Below are 14,750 nucleotides of genomic sequence, written 5' to 3'. Positions count from 1 at the left end.
AGTCTGTCTGAAAAGCATGTAATACGTCATCCTGAATTTAATTCAGGATCTTAACCGATTGAAAACGAAAGTAAATTGGAAATGGAAGCTGAAAAAGTTCAGCTTGACGAAATGCAATTTTCAGACAGGCTCTTTTATTTTCTACTGTGTCTTGACTTCAATATCTCAATGACATCGGCAAGTGTAAATCCTTTGGCCTGCAACAGGATGAGATAGTGAAACAGGAGATCGGCACTTTCATTGAGGAACAGGTCATCATTATCATCTTTAGCTTCGATCACGGTTTCTACTGCCTCCTCACCTACTTTCTGGGCAATTTTGTTGATCCCACTTCTAAACAAGGAAGCCACATAACTTTTTTCATTTTCAGGATTTGATCTACGGTCAGAGATCACGGTTTCCAGCTGTGTCAAAAATGACATTTCTGAAACATTTTTTTCTCCCCAGCAGGTGTCAGTTCCTTTATGACATGTTGGCCCCTGAGGTTTCACCAATACCAACAGCGTATCATTATCGCAATCGACCTGCATGTTTACCAGGTGAAGAAAATTACCACTTTCCTCTCCTTTCGTCCAAAGCCTCTGCTTGCTCCTGCTGAAAAATGTCACTTTTTGGGTCTCTTGTGTTTTCCTGAATGCCTCTTCATTCATATAACCCAGCATCAGAACATTTTTCGTCTCCGCATCCTGTATAACCGCCGGAACAAGGCCATCCGGGTTTTTATTAAAATCTATTTTCATTTTTATCTTTTTATTCTTGAGAAGATCTCTTTAAATTGGAAGCACCAAATTCCAGGTAATATTTTTCTGCGTTCTTTGCGAAAATCTTCGCGGCCTTAGCGTGAAAATTAAATCCGTAATTTTATTTCCATTATCATAATTACCTAATCACTAATCCACTTTTAGCCAACACCTAAATCCTAACTTCAATCCCCTGTTTTTTCATTTCCTGTTTAAGATCCTTGATTTCAATTTCCTTAAAGTGAAAAACACTTGCCGCCAAAGCAGCGTCGGCTTTTCCCTTTTTAAAGGCCTCACAAAAATGTTCTTTATTTCCTGCACCGCCGGAAGCAATAACAGGAATGCTCACCAGCTGTGATACTTTCGCGAGAGCTTCATTGGCAAATCCTGCCTTGGTGCCGTCGTGATCCATGGAGGTGAAGAGGATCTCCCCGGAACCGCGTTTTTCTACTTCGACTACCCAGTCAAAAAGGTCAATTTCTGTCGGTACTTTTCCACCAACCAAATGCACCAGCCACTTGTCCCTCACCTGCTTTGCATCTATCGCCACCACTATGCACTGCCTTCCGAATTTTGCTGCGAGCTCATTAATCAACTCCGGATTTTTCACTGCTGAAGAATTAATAGCAACTTTATCGGCGCCATTCTGAAGCAGAACATCCACATCTTCTACAGATGAAATTCCGCCACCAACTGTAAACGGAATATTTATAGTAGCCGCCACCTTCCGCACAAGTTCGGCAAGAGTCTTACGTTTTTCTTCGGTAGCCGAAATATCCAGGAACACCAGCTCATCTGCGCCCGACTTTGAATAGATCTCCGCCAGCTCCACAGGATCTCCCGCATCCCGAAGACTCACAAAATTCACTCCTTTTACAGTTCTTCCGTCTTTGATATCCAGACAGGGAATTATTCTTTTTGTCAGCATGATTTAGATATTAGATTTGAGATGTGAGATGTGAGATTCTTTTTGCTAATCCATCCTCTCATTTTATTATTGGAATTTGGTGCTTATAATTTGGTGCTTATAATTTTTTTGTCTTGATTCTTGTCTCTTGATTCTTGATTCTTGGTTCCTATTGAAGAAAATTCTCCAACTGCTTTAGGCTAATCCTATTCTCATAGATCGCCTTTCCTAAAATGGCTCCTTCACATCCAATTTCCTGAAGCTTCGGAAGATCATCAAATTCTGCAATTCCTCCTGAAGCTATCAGTTTTACATCTGGTATTTCCCTGAGTATCTTTTGGTACAGGTCGAAAGACGGACCTCCCAGCATGCCGTCTTTAGCAATATCTGTACAGATCACATACTGGACTCCGTTCTCATGATATCTCTGGATAAATGGCAATAAATGTTCCTCAGATTCTTCAAGCCAACCACTCACCGCGATCTTTTCGTCCTTGGCATCTGCTCCTAAAATGATCTTTTCGCTTCCATATTTCTCAAGCCACGAAAGAAATGTTTCCCTGTCCTTTACCGCGATACTCCCGCCGGTGATCTGAGCAGCGCCACTATTAAAAGCGATCTCCAGATCTTTATCAGATTTTAATCCGCCGCCAAAGTCTATCTTTAGATCTGTTCCTGAAGCGATCTGTTCAAGCACCTTATAATTGACAATATGCTTTGACTTGGCTCCGTCCAGATCTACCAGGTGTAAATACTGAATTCCGTGATCCTGAAACTGCTTCGCCACCTCCAACGGATTTTCATTGTAAATTTTCTTTGAATTATAATCGCCCTGGGAAAGCCTTACACACTTTCCGTCGATGATATCTATGGCTGGAATAATACGCATTGTTATTAGTTAGTCGTTAATAGTTAATACTGCAATTTGGTCACCTCGAGCGGAGTCGGGAGGTTCTTAACCTCACGTTTTCAAATCTTCAAATCTTCAAAAAATTCTCAAGAATTTTTTCCCCTGCTTCACTGCTTTTTTCCGGATGGAACTGTACGCCATAGAAATTGTCTTTTTGTAACGCAGAGGAATAATTCACTCCGTAGTCACATTTGGCTATGGTTTCTGAGCAGACCGGCGCATAAAAACTATGTACCAGGTAAACAAATTCCTGTTCAGATATCCCCTCAAAAAGGTCAGTTTTAAGCTCCTTTATTCTGTTCCAGCCAATGTGCGGAACTTTTAAAGTTTTTTCAAAGTGGACTACATCCACATCAAAGATCCCGAGTCCTTCTGTATCTCCTTCTTCAGACCAGTTGCACATGAGCTGCATGCCCAGGCAAATTCCCAGAACGGGCTGCTTTAACTGCGGAATAACTTGATCCAATCCTGTACTTTTCAGTTTTTTCATGGCCGAACTCGCCTCTCCCACTCCCGGAAATATTACTTTATCGGCAGCCTTTATTTCTTCCGCATCACTGCTCAGGATTCCGGTGTAGCCAAGTCTCTCCAGGGCGAATTTTATACTCTGAATATTCCCTGCCCCGTAATCTATAATAACAACTTTCTCAGAAGCTTTATTTCTTTCAATTCCCATATCTAATATCTCAAGTCTAACATCTCAGATCTATTACAACATTCCCTTTGTTGAAGGCAAGATCATTTTATCGGGATCCCGTTTAACCGCAACCTTTATCGCTTTCGCAAAAGCCTTGAAAATGGCTTCGATCTTATGATGTTCATTGGTGCCTTCCGCTTTAATATTCAGATTTGCTTTTGCGCCGTCGGTAAAGGATTTGAAAAAGTGGTAAAACATTTCTGTAGGCATTGCACCTATCATTTCTCTTTTAAAATCGGCTTCCCAAACCAGCCAGTTCCTTCCGCCGAAATCAATGGCTACCTGCGCCAGACAATCATCCATTGGTAGTGCAAAACCATAGCGTTCAATTCCGAGTTTATTTCCCAATGCTTTAGAAAAAACTTCACCCAAGGCAATCGCAGTATCTTCGATCGTGTGGTGTTCGTCTACTTCCAAATCTCCTTTCACCATAATCTCCAGGTCCATTTGTCCGTGGCGGGCGATCTGGTCAAGCATGTGATCAAAGAACTTGATCCCGGTGTCGATCCTGCTTTTACCGGTGCCATCGAGATTCAGAGAAATAGAAATATCGGTTTCATTCGTTTTCCTTTCGATGCTGGCCGTACGCTCCTCCAGCTTCAGGAACTCATAAATTTCTTTCCAGCTGTTGGTCTCCAGCCTTATGCTTTTTTGAAGCTCCTCCTTTTTTACTGAAAGCTCAGTGCTTCCTAATTCCTCATGACCGGTGATAAAAATTCCTTTTGCACCCAGGTTCCTGGCCAGCTCCATATCGGTAAGCCGGTCCCCTAGTACGAAGCTATTTTTCAGATCATATTTCTCAGTATCGAAATAAGCTTTCAGTAAACCTGTTCCCGGTTTTCGCGTAGGCGCATTATCTTCCGGAAAAGTGCGGTCAATTATTACTTCTGAAAATTTCACTCCTTCATTTTCAAAAGCCTTCAGCACAAAATTCTGCACGGGCCAAAATGTATCTTCCGGAAAGGAATCTGTTCCCAATCCATCCTGGTTGGTGACCATCACCAGCTCGTAATCCAGTTCCTGTGCAATCTTTGAGAGGTATTGAAAAGCTTCTGGATAAAATTCCAGCTTATCAATATGATCAAGCTGAAAATCTTCCGGCTCTAATACAATTGTACCATCACGGTCTATAAATAATACCTTTTTCATGCTTCAAGTTCCTTTAATTTTTTTTAATAATTCCTGATTTTCCGCAGGCGTACCTACTGTAAACCTCAGAGTGTTCTCACATAGCTGCTGATTGCTGCGATTGCGTACCACCACTCCGGCTTCGATTAGCTGCTCATACTTTTTCCCGGCATTCTCAACTCTCGCCAAAATAAAATTCGCGTCTGATGGAAAAATCTTCTTCACAAATGCCATTTTTGAGAGGTTAGCAGCAAGCTGTTCTCTTTCCGTTAAGATCAGCTGCACTTCCATATTAACCTCCTCCGGTTTTGAAAGCCGTTCCAGTGCTCTTTGTTGCGTAAGCTCATTAACATTATATGGCGGCTTGATCTTGTTGAGAACAGCAATAATTTCTTCGGAAGCATAACATATTCCCAATCTTATTCCTGCCATGCCATAAGCTTTTGAAAGTGTCTGGGTGATCACCAGATTCGGAAATTCCTCCAATCGTTCCAGCCAGCTTCTTTCAGCTGAAAAATCTATATATGCCTCATCAATTACCACGAGTCCGTTGAAGTTCTTCAGGATCTTTTCTACCGAAGCTTCTAAAAATGAATTTCCTGTAGGATTATTTGGAGAGCACAAAAAGATAATTTTCGTCCGCTCATCAACTTTTTCAAGGATTGAATCCACATCTGGCTGAAAGTTCTGCTTTAAAACTACTTCCCGGTCTTCAATTTCGTTTAATCCCGCCAATACCTTATACATGCCATAGGTTGGCGGCAGCGTAATGACATTATCAACCTGCGGCCGACAAAATGCCCTGAAGATGAGATCCAGCACTTCATCACTGCCGTTCCCCAACAAAATTTGTGCTTCCAAAACCCCTTTTTGAGAGGCAAGCACCTGCTTCACCTTTCCCTGCTGGGGATCGGGATAACGGTTCACTCCATTTTCAAACGGATTTTCATTGGCATCCAAAAATGTCATTTTTCGGCCGTCTGTTTTGTACTCGTCCCTCGCCGAAGAATACGGCTTCATTTGCAGAACATTTGGTCGCACCAGGCGATTTAGATCAAAATTCTTATTCATTTCCCGAAGATTTCAGCTGGTTCAACCTTAAAGTAACGGCATTCTTATGAGCCAGTAAACCTTCAGCTTCAGCCATAAGTTCAATGGAACTACCAATATTCTGAATTCCTTCCGCAGAGATCTCCTGAAAAGTAATGGCTTTGGTAAAGCTATCCAGATTCACCCCGCTATATTGTTTGGCGTAACCGTTAGTAGGCAAGGTGTGATTCGTGCCCGATGCGTAATCTCCTGCGCTCTCGGGGGTATAATTGCCTATAAAAACCGAACCCGCGTTTATAATTCCGTGCACAAAAAAGTCATTTTTGGAGGTACAGACGATGAAATGTTCAGGGGCATATTCATTAATGAGATCTAAAGCTTTTTCAGCAGAACTCATATAGATAAAGCGGGAATTTTCTATTGCTGCCTGTGCGATCTCCTTCCGCGGAAGATCTTTCAACTGACTTTCAATTTCAGCTTCTACTTTATTCAAAAGCTGTTTGGAAGGAGAAACCAGCACCACCTGACTGTCAATACCATGCTCGGCCTGAGAAAGCAGATCGGAAGCTACAAAAGCTGCATCAGCAGTATCATCGGCTATCACAAGCAGTTCTGAAGGACCCGCCGGCATATCGATGGCCACCTTATATTTTGTCGCCATTTGCTTTGCCACAGTGACATATTGGTTACCCGGGCCAAAGATCTTGTAAACCTTCTTGATACTTTCAGTACCAAACGTCATGGCAGCAACGGCCTGGATCCCTCCAACTTTGTAAATTTTTTCTATGCCACAAAGCTTAGCGGTATATAAAATGGCGGGATTTACAGAACCATCTTTTGCCGGCGGCGTGCAAAGAATTACCTCTTTACATCCTGCGATCTGTGCAGGGACAGCAAGCATCAAGATCGTTGAAAACAAGGGAGCGGTACCGCCGGGAATATACAGACCCACTTTTTGAATAGGTCGTTTTTCCTGCCAGCATTTCACTCCGGCTAGAGTTTCGACAGAAACTTTTTCCGTTTTCTGAGCTGCGTGGAATTTCCGGATGTTCTCCTTGGCAAGAGCAATAGCAGCTTTAAGCTCTTCTGAAACCTTGCCATTTGCTGCTTCTATTTCTTCGGAAGAAACTTCAAAAGTTTCAGAATTGAAGCCATCAAATAGTTCGGCGTATTTTCTTACTGAAGCATCACCATCGGCTTTGACTTCTCTAAAGATCTGTTCCACGATCTGCTCGATATCGGCAACAGTTTTGGTTGGACGTTCAAGGATTGCCTCCCATTCAGTTTGTTCCGGATCAAAAAATTTCTTCATGGCTTCAGCTTTTTAAAGTACCATTTTTTCGATTGGAGCGACCAGAATACCTTCAGCTCCGTTTGATTTCAGCTCATCTATTACCTCCCAGAATCTTTCTTCAGAAATCACGGTGTGCAGGGAGCTCCAGCCTTCTTCAGCCAGTGGCAGTACAGTTGGGCTTCTCATTCCCGGTAAGAGTTTTACAACCGCTTCGATTTTAGAATTCGGGACGTTCATCAGGATATATTTTGAATTGCGGGCGCGTAATACAGCTTGGATCCTGAACTGAAGTTTCTTCAGGATCTCATCAACTTCCGAAGAGATCTTTGGAGAAACGGCAAGTACGGCTTCGCTCTTTAGCATGACCTCTACCTCCTTGAGATTATTCTTAAACAGGGTGCTCCCACTGGAGACAATATCACAAATCGCATCGGCTAGACCAATGTTTGGCGCAATCTCTACCGAGCCGTTGATAATATGAAGGTCGGCTGTAACTCCCTTTTTTGAGAGGTAATTTCGTACCGTATTGGGATAAGAGGTGGCGATCCTTGCTCCTTCCAGGCCTTCAACACCGTTGTAGCGGGCCGATTTTGGAACAGCCAGGGAAACCCTGCATTTGGAGAAGCCCAGTCTCTCGGCCGTTTTGATGTCTTCGCCTTTTTCAACAAGCACGTTCTCACCAATGATCGCAGCATCAACAACTCCATCCCGTAGATACTGAGGAATATCACCATTTCGGAGATAGAATACCTCCAGCGGAAAATTGCCGGAGGTAGCTTTTAGTTGCTCTCTCCCGTTGTCAATGGAAATTCCGGCATCCTTTAAAAGCTTTAGGGAATCGTCATGTAACCGCCCCGATTTTTGTACTGCTATTCTTATTCTTTTCATGATTTTCATTTTTAGTCTGGGCAGAACAAAGGGAATAAAAAAACCCGTTTGAGCTGCTCAAACGGGTTTTAGAAATATGGTTTATACACATATCAATCTCACCTCGCAAGAGCGAACGTATGAGAATGATGATGATGTAGTTGTTGTGACTTCATTTTACTATTGCGAAAATACAGATTTATTTTAAAATCAAAAATTCTTTTTCGCTTAAGTTTTAATTATTTCCCAGAATGATTGGCATTCCATTTTCGCCACCAATCACCACCACTTTCGCATTTGGAGATTTTGCCAGTTCCAGGGTCGCCTGTATTCCTTTCTCCTCCAGTACTTTATCTGTAAGAGAAGCTGCCAGGATCTGGTTAGCACGCGCCTTTCCTTCGGCATCAATACGTTGTCTTTCGGCCTCTTGTTCGGCCTTTGTCAAACGAAATTCATATTCTAAAGATTCCTGCTCCTGTCTCAACTTTCTTTCTATGGCTTCCTTGATCGTAGAAGGCAAGGAGACATCCCTCACCAGTACCTCGTTGATCTGCACATACTGATCTTTAAGCAGTAACTGTGTTTCTTCGAAGATCTCCTTCTGAATAGCCTCACGTTTACTTGCATAAAGCTGCTCCGGATTATATCTTCCTACTACAGCACGGGCTGCCGATCGAACTGCCGGCTGAAGTACCCTCTGAATATAAGCCTCTCCTTTTTCCTTATGCAACGCGCCAAGATCCTTATAATCTGGCTGAAACCATACAGAAGCATCTATCTCGATCTCAAGTCCGTTAGAAGACAATACCTGCATTCTTTCATCCAGGGACTGCTGCCGAACTTCGTAAACATAAACTTTATTCCAGGGAGCTACAAAGTGAAAACCCTCCCCTAAAGGCGGCTCATCTATCACAACCCCACCTCCAAAGGTCTGGTACAAAACTCCGGCTTCCCCGGAATCTATGGTGATGGTGGATTTGGCAATAAGAATAATTAGAATAATTCCTGCAAAAAGAATTGGCAGGCCAATTTTGGGTAATCTTTCCATGATAAAAATTAAGTATGAATTATATAAGACCGTAATATTTTCTCAGGAACCACTCCGCACTAAGCGAAAGAATAATGATGAGCATCAAAAATTTCCAGTCGATCAAAGATACGTCCTTTTGACGGCTTTTCTCAACCGCAGCGTAAGAACTATCTGATAGCAGCTCATTTTTGAGCTGCTCAAATCCAGTTGGGAAAAAAATATCCTGATCTTTTTCCCGGGCAATTCTCTGCAGCCCATCCAGATTGGCACTGGCAAACTGTTCCTCTACATTGAAGTCCATAATGCTAAAATTACCAGACCGCATAAGCCCGTCGCCTTTTACTCTTACAGTAAAGGCATATTCCCCGGGAGGAAGGCTGCTGAGATCTACTTCATAAGAATTTTCTTTTAAAAGAAAAGGGATCTGTCTTTGTTCCCCTTCTTTTGCAGTTAGAACCATTTCCAATGAACCTCTGGGATCGAACAAATAGCTTTTATCGAAATATTCGGCCTGAATGCTAATTCCATCATTGCCCTGATATAATGGCTGGTAATGCACAAGGAGACGTTCTTTCCTGCTGCCACTAGAAAGAAACTGAATCAGCTTTCCAATTAGTGCATCAAATTTTTCAAAGGAAGCCTCGGTTTGAAACACGTGATTTCTCCAGCGCCAAAGGTCAGCTCCCATCAAAAATGCCTTTTTTGAAGCCTCTGTTTCTGTAACTGCCAAAAGAGGAAGCTTGGTGTCAATTCCCTGTATCTTTCGATAGAGCAGCACATCGAGCTCTTCTGAAACCTCAAGATTTCCGAAATTTCCAGTAAGCGGAGGAAATCTGGAGAACTGCAGATCTTCAGTTTGAAAAGCCCTAAAGTTTTCATTCCAAACAGGTATGAATTCTTCAGATTGTCGGGTGATCTCCTGGGTTAAGATCTGCTGAGCATTATTGAGAAACGACCAATCGGTGCCGGGACCAGCAATAAGGAAGTAACCTTTTTTACTGGCAGCTAAAGTAGACATCAGGTTACTAAACCTGCTATCGGGCTGATAAAGGATCACGAGCTGAAATTCATCGGTTCCCTCTACCTCAGTAATGGGCAACAAGCTCACCTGCCGCTGCTCATTACTTTCGATTGATCGTTTTAATGCTCCCAGATCGGGATGTAAAAATGAGTACGCGATAAGCACCTTTGTACGTTCATCAATCACTTCTACGGCAAACTGCCGGGTGTTGTTCAGCAAGTTCTTTTCCCCTTGTAAAGGAGTGATCTCTACCTTGTAAATATGCGTTCCGATACTGGATGCCGGAAGTTCTGCCCTTACCACAGCAGCTCTTTTTTCTGAAGAAAAAAGGAGCTTTTCTGAATAAACGACTGCGTTAGCTTTTGAAATTTTCAGTTCAGTTTCGACTGAAGAATTCCCCGAAGAACTCAGCATGACCTCAACCGGAAAACGGTTATTCAGAAAAGCATATTTATTTGCATTGACCCTGTTGATCGCAAGGTCCTGGTAACGCGCTGTGTCTCCCACCACTACGGGAATTACTGGATTTGCAAAACCTTGCGCTGAATACGTAAAATCCTCACCCACGGTTTGATTTCCGTCAGAAATCAGGATCACTGGTGCAATTTTTTCCTGGTAAAGACTTCCTAAATTCTCGAATAGACGGGAAAGGTTGGTTTGTGTCTCAGAAAAATCCAGATTATCGTTCTGTGTTACAGTCTTTCCGAAGCTAAAGATCTGGATCTCAAATTTCTTTTTGAGTTCCTTATCATTTTCGAATTTGTTCACAAACTCCTTTACCTCATCACCTGCTTCAAATGTTGTAATAGACGATGAATTGTCAACTGCCAACACAAGGTTTGGCTTTTCAGTAAAATAGGTTTTTCGGTTGGTCTTAGGATTGATGACCAACACCAAAAGAGCGAAAAAGGAAATAAATCTTAGGCTGGCAAAAATGACATTTTGAGAACGTCTTCCTTTTGCCTTATAGAAGTATTGAAAAAAAGCGAGTGCCAGCGATAAAAAAAAGGCAGCAATGATTAAAACGATTGTAGTTGCCGGCATTCATTGTAAGATTAGTTAAAAGAGTTGTCTGAAAAGCCCGTTTTTCGTTACACAGAACTTGTTTTAGCTTCCAAATTGCGATGAACTCTCAACTTGTTAAGTTGCTGAAATAAAATTCAGGAGGACGTTGTGACAAGCTTATCAGACAGACTCTTTACAATTTTAGGTTAGCATTCCGCCGTCCACGTTAATTACCTGGCCGGTGATATATGCACTCAGGTCACTTGCAAGGAAGACACAGGTGTTAGCGATATCTTCTGGGGTGCCGCCACGCTTCAATGGAATGGCGTCTCTCCAGCCTTCCACGACTTTCTCATCCAGTTTTCCTGTCATTTCGGTCTCAATAAATCCTGGTGCGATCACATTGGTACGAATGTTTCTAGAACCCAGCTCAAGAGCCATAGATTTGGAGAAACCTATCATTCCAGCTTTGGAAGCGGCATAATTAGCCTGCCCCGCGTTTCCTTTCACTCCTACCACACTGCTCATGTTGATGATACTTCCCTGGCGCTGCTTTAACATGGTTCTTTGAACGGCTTTAGTCATGTTGAAAACAGACTTCAGGTTCACTTCGATCACCTTATCAAAATCCTCCTCACTCATGCGCATAAGGAGATTATCCTTTGTTATACCGGCATTGTTGACAAGCACATCAATACTTCCGAAGTCTGCCAGCACATTTTTAACAAGCTCTTCAGCTTCAGCGAAATTGGCGGCATTAGATTTATATCCTTTGGCTTTCACACCTAATTCCTGAAGTTCCTTTTCCAGTTCATTTGCTGCTTCTACAGAGGAGCTATAGGTAAAGGCAACATTGGCCCCGTGTTTTGCGAATACTTCGGCTATTCCTTTCCCAATTCCTCTACTGGCACCGGTGATGATAGCATTTTTTCCTTCTAATAATTTCATGATTGATTATCTGTTTTCCTGGGTGATTATTATTCGTTCAAATATAATAAAACAAGTGGCTTCCAATAAAAAACCTCCGAAAATTGCCCTTTTTGACAAGTTACGGAGGTAAATATTATTAAAAAGCTTCTGGGAAAATTATCCCATAACTTCTTTTACTTTCTTGCCTATCTCGGCTGGAGAATCAACTACATGAATTCCATTCTCTCTTAAAATGGCTTTTTTAGCCTGGGCTGTATCTTCACTTCCACCAACTATAGCACCTGCATGCCCCATAGTTCTACCTTTTGGTGCAGTTTCACCTGCTATAAATCCAATTACTGGTTTTCTGTTTCCGTTTTCCTTCACCCATTTGGCCGCATCGGCTTCTAACTGGCCTCCAATCTCACCGATCATTACAATACATTCGGTTTCATCATCGTTCATGAGTAATTCAACTGCTTCTTTGGTAGTAGTTCCAATAATAGGATCTCCTCCAATTCCTATCGCCGTAGTAATTCCCAGTCCCTGTTTCACAACCTGATCTGCTGCTTCATAAGTAAGAGTACCAGATTTAGAAACGATACCTACATTCCCTTTTTTGAAAACAAAACCAGGCATGATCCCCACCTTAGCTTCTCCCGGAGTGATCACTCCCGGACAGTTTGGTCCTACCAGGCGGCAGTTCTTATCCTTGATATAATCAGCTGCTTTAATCATATCGGCTACAGGAATACCTTCAGTAATGGTAATGATTACCTTGATCCCTGCATCTGCAGCTTCCATAATAGCATCGGCTGCGAATGCCGGTGGTACAAAAATAATAGATACATCGGCTCCGGTTTCCTTAACAGCATCAGACACGGTGTTGAAAACAGGTTTTTCAAGGTGTTTTTGTCCTCCTTTTCCTGGAGTAACACCACCTACCACATTCGTTCCGTATTCGATCATTTGTCCGGCGTGAAAAGTACCTTCACTTCCGGTAAAACCTTGTACAATTATTTTTGAATCTTTATTGACTAAAACGCTCATAGTTGATTTTTTGAATTTTCAGTTGCAAAATTAGGTTTTTAAAAAAGAAACCTAAAGGGTTTTATTAATTAATTGGAAGAAAAGAATCGAGATTTTCAGGGCTGTCATCGGCTTGCTGACTAATCTGATGGCCGCGATACATTTTGCCATCCTTCACCTGCCAAATGGCAATAAAATGTGCCATAGGAAGTTCCTCATCCGGATTCTCTACAGTTCTCACATAATACGTGAATCTTATGGTAACCATGTCCTGATCACTAAGAAGGTGGCTGATATCTGCTCGTAGGCTTTCAAAGGATTTTGAGAGCTCCTGAGAAAGGGCTCCCAGTTCAGGATAAGTAAGCTTGTGAAATCCTCCACTGCTATTCCAGAAAAGTTCGGCATCGGGATGAAGATACTCCTCTACTGAAGCAGGATTCTTGTAAAAATCTGATGAATAAAATTTTGCAACGCAGTCTTTGGGTTCTAAGCTCATATCAACTGTTTAATTTTTCCATTAATTTAGGCAATCGACGCAAAAGCGCCAACTCTTTAAGCCATTCCCTGGATTCCATCGCTGGATTCCCTGAATATACGGTATTTTCTTTTGTTGACTTGGTTATTCCGGCCTGCCCCATTACGACACCTCCTTTTTTGACCACGATCCCACTGCGGAAACCGGCCTGTCCCCAAATGGTTACCTCATCTTCGATCACCACCGCACCAGCAATACCGACCTGAGAAGCGATAAGACAATTTTCTCCAATCACAGTGTCGTGACCCACCTGGATAAGATTATCCAGCTTTGTTCCTTTTCCGATCGTAGTGTCTCCTGTGACCCCTTTATCAATAGTACAGTTCGATCCTATATCCACATGATCCTTAATAACCACTCTTCCTCCGGAAATCAATTTGTCATAACCCTCAGGACGTTTCTTATAATAAAAAGCATCTCCACCTAGAACAGATCCCGAATGAATGGTGACATGATCTCCAATTACCGTATTGTCATACAAACTTACATTTGCATGAATAAGACAATGCTTTCCAATCTTCACGTTATTCCCAACAAAGGCTCCCGGCTGGATCACACTTCCCTCCCCTATTTCTGCGGAAGGAGCAATCGTTGCTGCGGCTCTTTCAAATGGTTTGAAGTATCTCGTGAGCTTGTTGAAATCCCTGAAGGGATCATCTGAAATAAGCAATGCCTTTCCTTCAGGACACTCTACTTCCTTGTTAATAAGGATCACTGTAGCAGCCGATTGTAAAGCTTTATCATAATATTTCGGATGATCAACAAAAACAATATCTCCCGGGGTAACCACATGGATCTCGTTCATTCCTAATACAGGAAATTCTGCCGGACCAACAAATTCCGAAGAAATGATAGTAGCGATCTGTTCAAGAGTATGTTGCTGCGGGAACTTCATTTAATAGATATGAGATATGAGATATGAGATATTAGATTTGAGTATGGAGTTTTTATCTGATCACTGACCACCGATCACTGAACACTATTCCTTAATTCTCTCTTTATATGTTCCTTTTTCAGTTTCGATCTTGATCTTATCTCCTTCGTTGATAAAAAGCGGAACGTTCACCTCAGCTCCTGTTTCTACTGTTGCAGGTTTGGTAGCGTTTGTAGCTGTATTTCCTTTTACTCCGGGCTCTGTATGAGTAACTTCAAGAATTACACTTGCTGCATCTCTACAGATAGCGGCATTTGATCTTCGGTGTTGATAAGGATAGTTACCACTTCACCTTCTTTAAGAAGACCTGGGGCATCAAGAGCATTTTCTGTCAGCCTTATCTGCGTATAATCTTCAGTATTCATAAAATGGTAGAATTCCCCATCGTTATAAAGGAACTGAAATTTATGCGTTTCCACCCTTACATCTTCGATCTTATGACCTGCAGAAAAGGTGTTGTCGATCACCTTTCCCGTGGTAACACTTTTCAATTTTGTTCTTACGAAAGCAGGTCCTTTGCCCGGCTTTACATGAAGAAATTCTATAATTTTGAAAATATCGTGGTTGTATCTAATGCACAATCCATTTCTAATATCACTTGTACTTGCCATTTTTAAGACTTATTAATTTGAACTTATATATCCTTTCATAATTCCGCGCTGGGAATTTTTGATGAACTCTAAAATATCATCCC

Annotated in this window: 14 protein-coding genes and 1 pseudogene; all 15 read right to left on the bottom strand. The window is 42.1% G+C overall.

The window, feature by feature from the left end; translation table 11 throughout:
- Positions 1–134 precede the first annotated feature (134 nt).
- Positions 135–746: a bifunctional phosphoribosyl-AMP cyclohydrolase/phosphoribosyl-ATP diphosphatase HisIE gene (gene hisIE / locus HC175_RS09685; RefSeq protein ID WP_317172107.1), complete on the bottom strand. Its 612-nt coding sequence runs from the start codon at positions 744–746 to the stop codon at positions 135–137.
- Positions 747–912: 166 nt separating this feature from the next.
- Positions 913–1,668 (bottom strand): imidazole glycerol phosphate synthase subunit HisF, encoded by a 756-nt coding sequence (gene hisF / locus HC175_RS09680; RefSeq protein ID WP_168138298.1) that lies wholly within the window; start codon positions 1,666–1,668, stop codon positions 913–915.
- Between the two features lie 148 nt (positions 1,669–1,816).
- A complete protein-coding gene (hisA, locus tag HC175_RS09675) occupies positions 1,817–2,536 on the bottom strand; it encodes a 1-(5-phosphoribosyl)-5-[(5-phosphoribosylamino)methylideneamino]imidazole-4-carboxamide isomerase (protein WP_168138297.1) in 720 nt (239 codons plus the stop codon).
- An 88-nt stretch (positions 2,537–2,624) separates the two neighbouring features.
- Positions 2,625–3,233, bottom strand: coding sequence for an imidazole glycerol phosphate synthase subunit HisH (gene hisH / locus HC175_RS09670; RefSeq protein WP_168138296.1), 609 nt, complete (start codon positions 3,231–3,233; stop codon positions 2,625–2,627).
- Positions 3,234–3,266: 33 nt separating this feature from the next.
- A complete protein-coding gene (gene hisB, locus HC175_RS09665) occupies positions 3,267–4,403 on the bottom strand; it encodes a bifunctional histidinol-phosphatase/imidazoleglycerol-phosphate dehydratase HisB (RefSeq protein ID WP_168138295.1) in 1,137 nt (378 codons plus the stop codon).
- 3 nt (positions 4,404–4,406) lie between these two features.
- Positions 4,407–5,453, bottom strand: coding sequence for a histidinol-phosphate transaminase (hisC, locus tag HC175_RS09660; RefSeq protein ID WP_168138294.1), 1,047 nt, complete (start codon positions 5,451–5,453; stop codon positions 4,407–4,409).
- Entirely contained in the window at positions 5,446–6,744 is a 1,299-nt protein-coding gene (gene hisD, locus HC175_RS09655) for a histidinol dehydrogenase (RefSeq protein WP_168138293.1), read from the bottom strand. Before hisD ends, hisC begins: the two co-directional genes overlap by 8 nt.
- 12 nt (positions 6,745–6,756) lie before the next feature.
- The gene (hisG, locus tag HC175_RS09650) at positions 6,757–7,614 is read right to left on the bottom strand and encodes an ATP phosphoribosyltransferase (protein ID WP_168138292.1); all 858 of its coding nucleotides are present in this window, start codon (positions 7,612–7,614) and stop codon (positions 6,757–6,759) included.
- A gap of 214 nt (positions 7,615–7,828) precedes the next feature.
- Positions 7,829–8,641 carry a prohibitin family protein gene (locus HC175_RS09645; RefSeq protein ID WP_168138291.1) on the bottom strand — a complete coding sequence of 271 codons (813 nt, stop codon included), beginning with the start codon at positions 8,639–8,641 and terminating at the stop codon, positions 7,829–7,831.
- Positions 8,642–8,660: 19 nt separating this feature from the next.
- The gene (locus HC175_RS09640; RefSeq protein WP_168138290.1) at positions 8,661–10,688 is read right to left on the bottom strand and encodes a VWA domain-containing protein; all 2,028 of its coding nucleotides are present in this window, start codon (positions 10,686–10,688) and stop codon (positions 8,661–8,663) included.
- A 162-nt stretch (positions 10,689–10,850) separates the two neighbouring features.
- Positions 10,851–11,597, bottom strand: a complete 747-nt coding sequence (gene fabG, locus HC175_RS09635) for a 3-oxoacyl-[acyl-carrier-protein] reductase (protein ID WP_168138289.1) — start codon at positions 11,595–11,597, stop codon at positions 10,851–10,853.
- 138 nt (positions 11,598–11,735) lie between these two features.
- Positions 11,736–12,608: a succinate--CoA ligase subunit alpha gene (gene sucD, locus HC175_RS09630; RefSeq protein ID WP_168138288.1), complete on the bottom strand. Its 873-nt coding sequence runs from the start codon at positions 12,606–12,608 to the stop codon at positions 11,736–11,738.
- A 64-nt stretch (positions 12,609–12,672) separates the two neighbouring features.
- Positions 12,673–13,083 carry a nuclear transport factor 2 family protein gene (locus HC175_RS09625; RefSeq protein WP_168138287.1) on the bottom strand — a complete coding sequence of 137 codons (411 nt, stop codon included), beginning with the start codon at positions 13,081–13,083 and terminating at the stop codon, positions 12,673–12,675.
- Position 13,084: 1 nt separating this feature from the next.
- Complete coding sequence (locus HC175_RS09620; RefSeq protein WP_168138286.1) at positions 13,085–14,017, bottom strand: UDP-3-O-(3-hydroxymyristoyl)glucosamine N-acyltransferase; 933 nt, start codon at positions 14,015–14,017, stop codon at positions 13,085–13,087.
- 84 nt (positions 14,018–14,101) lie between these two features.
- A pseudogene (gene efp / locus HC175_RS09615) lies at positions 14,102–14,667 on the bottom strand (elongation factor P).
- Positions 14,668–14,750 lie beyond the last annotated feature (83 nt).

The organism is Salinimicrobium oceani, assembly GCF_012037645.1.
The sequence above is the reverse complement of the archived record's forward strand: the minus strand, read 5'-3'. Positions and strand labels throughout refer to the sequence as shown.

Excerpts from the sequence above, each read along its gene's own strand:
- HC175_RS09620 (WP_168138286.1), bottom strand. The coding sequence starts at position 14,017 with ATGAAGTTCCCGCAGCAACATACTCTTGAACAGATCGCTACTATCATT.
- hisD (WP_168138293.1), bottom strand. The coding sequence starts at position 6,744 with ATGAAGAAATTTTTTGATCCGGAACAAACTGAATGGGAGGCAATCCTT.
- HC175_RS09640 (WP_168138290.1), bottom strand. The coding sequence starts at position 10,688 with ATGCCGGCAACTACAATCGTTTTAATCATTGCTGCCTTTTTTTTATCG.
- HC175_RS09625 (WP_168138287.1), bottom strand. The coding sequence starts at position 13,083 with ATGAGCTTAGAACCCAAAGACTGCGTTGCAAAATTTTATTCATCAGAT.
- hisH (WP_168138296.1), bottom strand. The coding sequence starts at position 3,233 with ATGGGAATTGAAAGAAATAAAGCTTCTGAGAAAGTTGTTATTATAGAT.
- hisG (WP_168138292.1), bottom strand. The coding sequence starts at position 7,614 with ATGAAAAGAATAAGAATAGCAGTACAAAAATCGGGGCGGTTACATGAC.
- hisB (WP_168138295.1), bottom strand. The coding sequence starts at position 4,403 with ATGAAAAAGGTATTATTTATAGACCGTGATGGTACAATTGTATTAGAG.
- HC175_RS09645 (WP_168138291.1), bottom strand. The coding sequence starts at position 8,641 with ATGGAAAGATTACCCAAAATTGGCCTGCCAATTCTTTTTGCAGGAATT.
- fabG (WP_168138289.1), bottom strand. The coding sequence starts at position 11,597 with ATGAAATTATTAGAAGGAAAAAATGCTATCATCACCGGTGCCAGTAGA.
- hisA (WP_168138297.1), bottom strand. The coding sequence starts at position 2,536 with ATGCGTATTATTCCAGCCATAGATATCATCGACGGAAAGTGTGTAAGG.
- sucD (WP_168138288.1), bottom strand. The coding sequence starts at position 12,608 with ATGAGCGTTTTAGTCAATAAAGATTCAAAAATAATTGTACAAGGTTTT.
- hisC (WP_168138294.1), bottom strand. The coding sequence starts at position 5,453 with ATGAATAAGAATTTTGATCTAAATCGCCTGGTGCGACCAAATGTTCTG.
- hisF (WP_168138298.1), bottom strand. The coding sequence starts at position 1,668 with ATGCTGACAAAAAGAATAATTCCCTGTCTGGATATCAAAGACGGAAGA.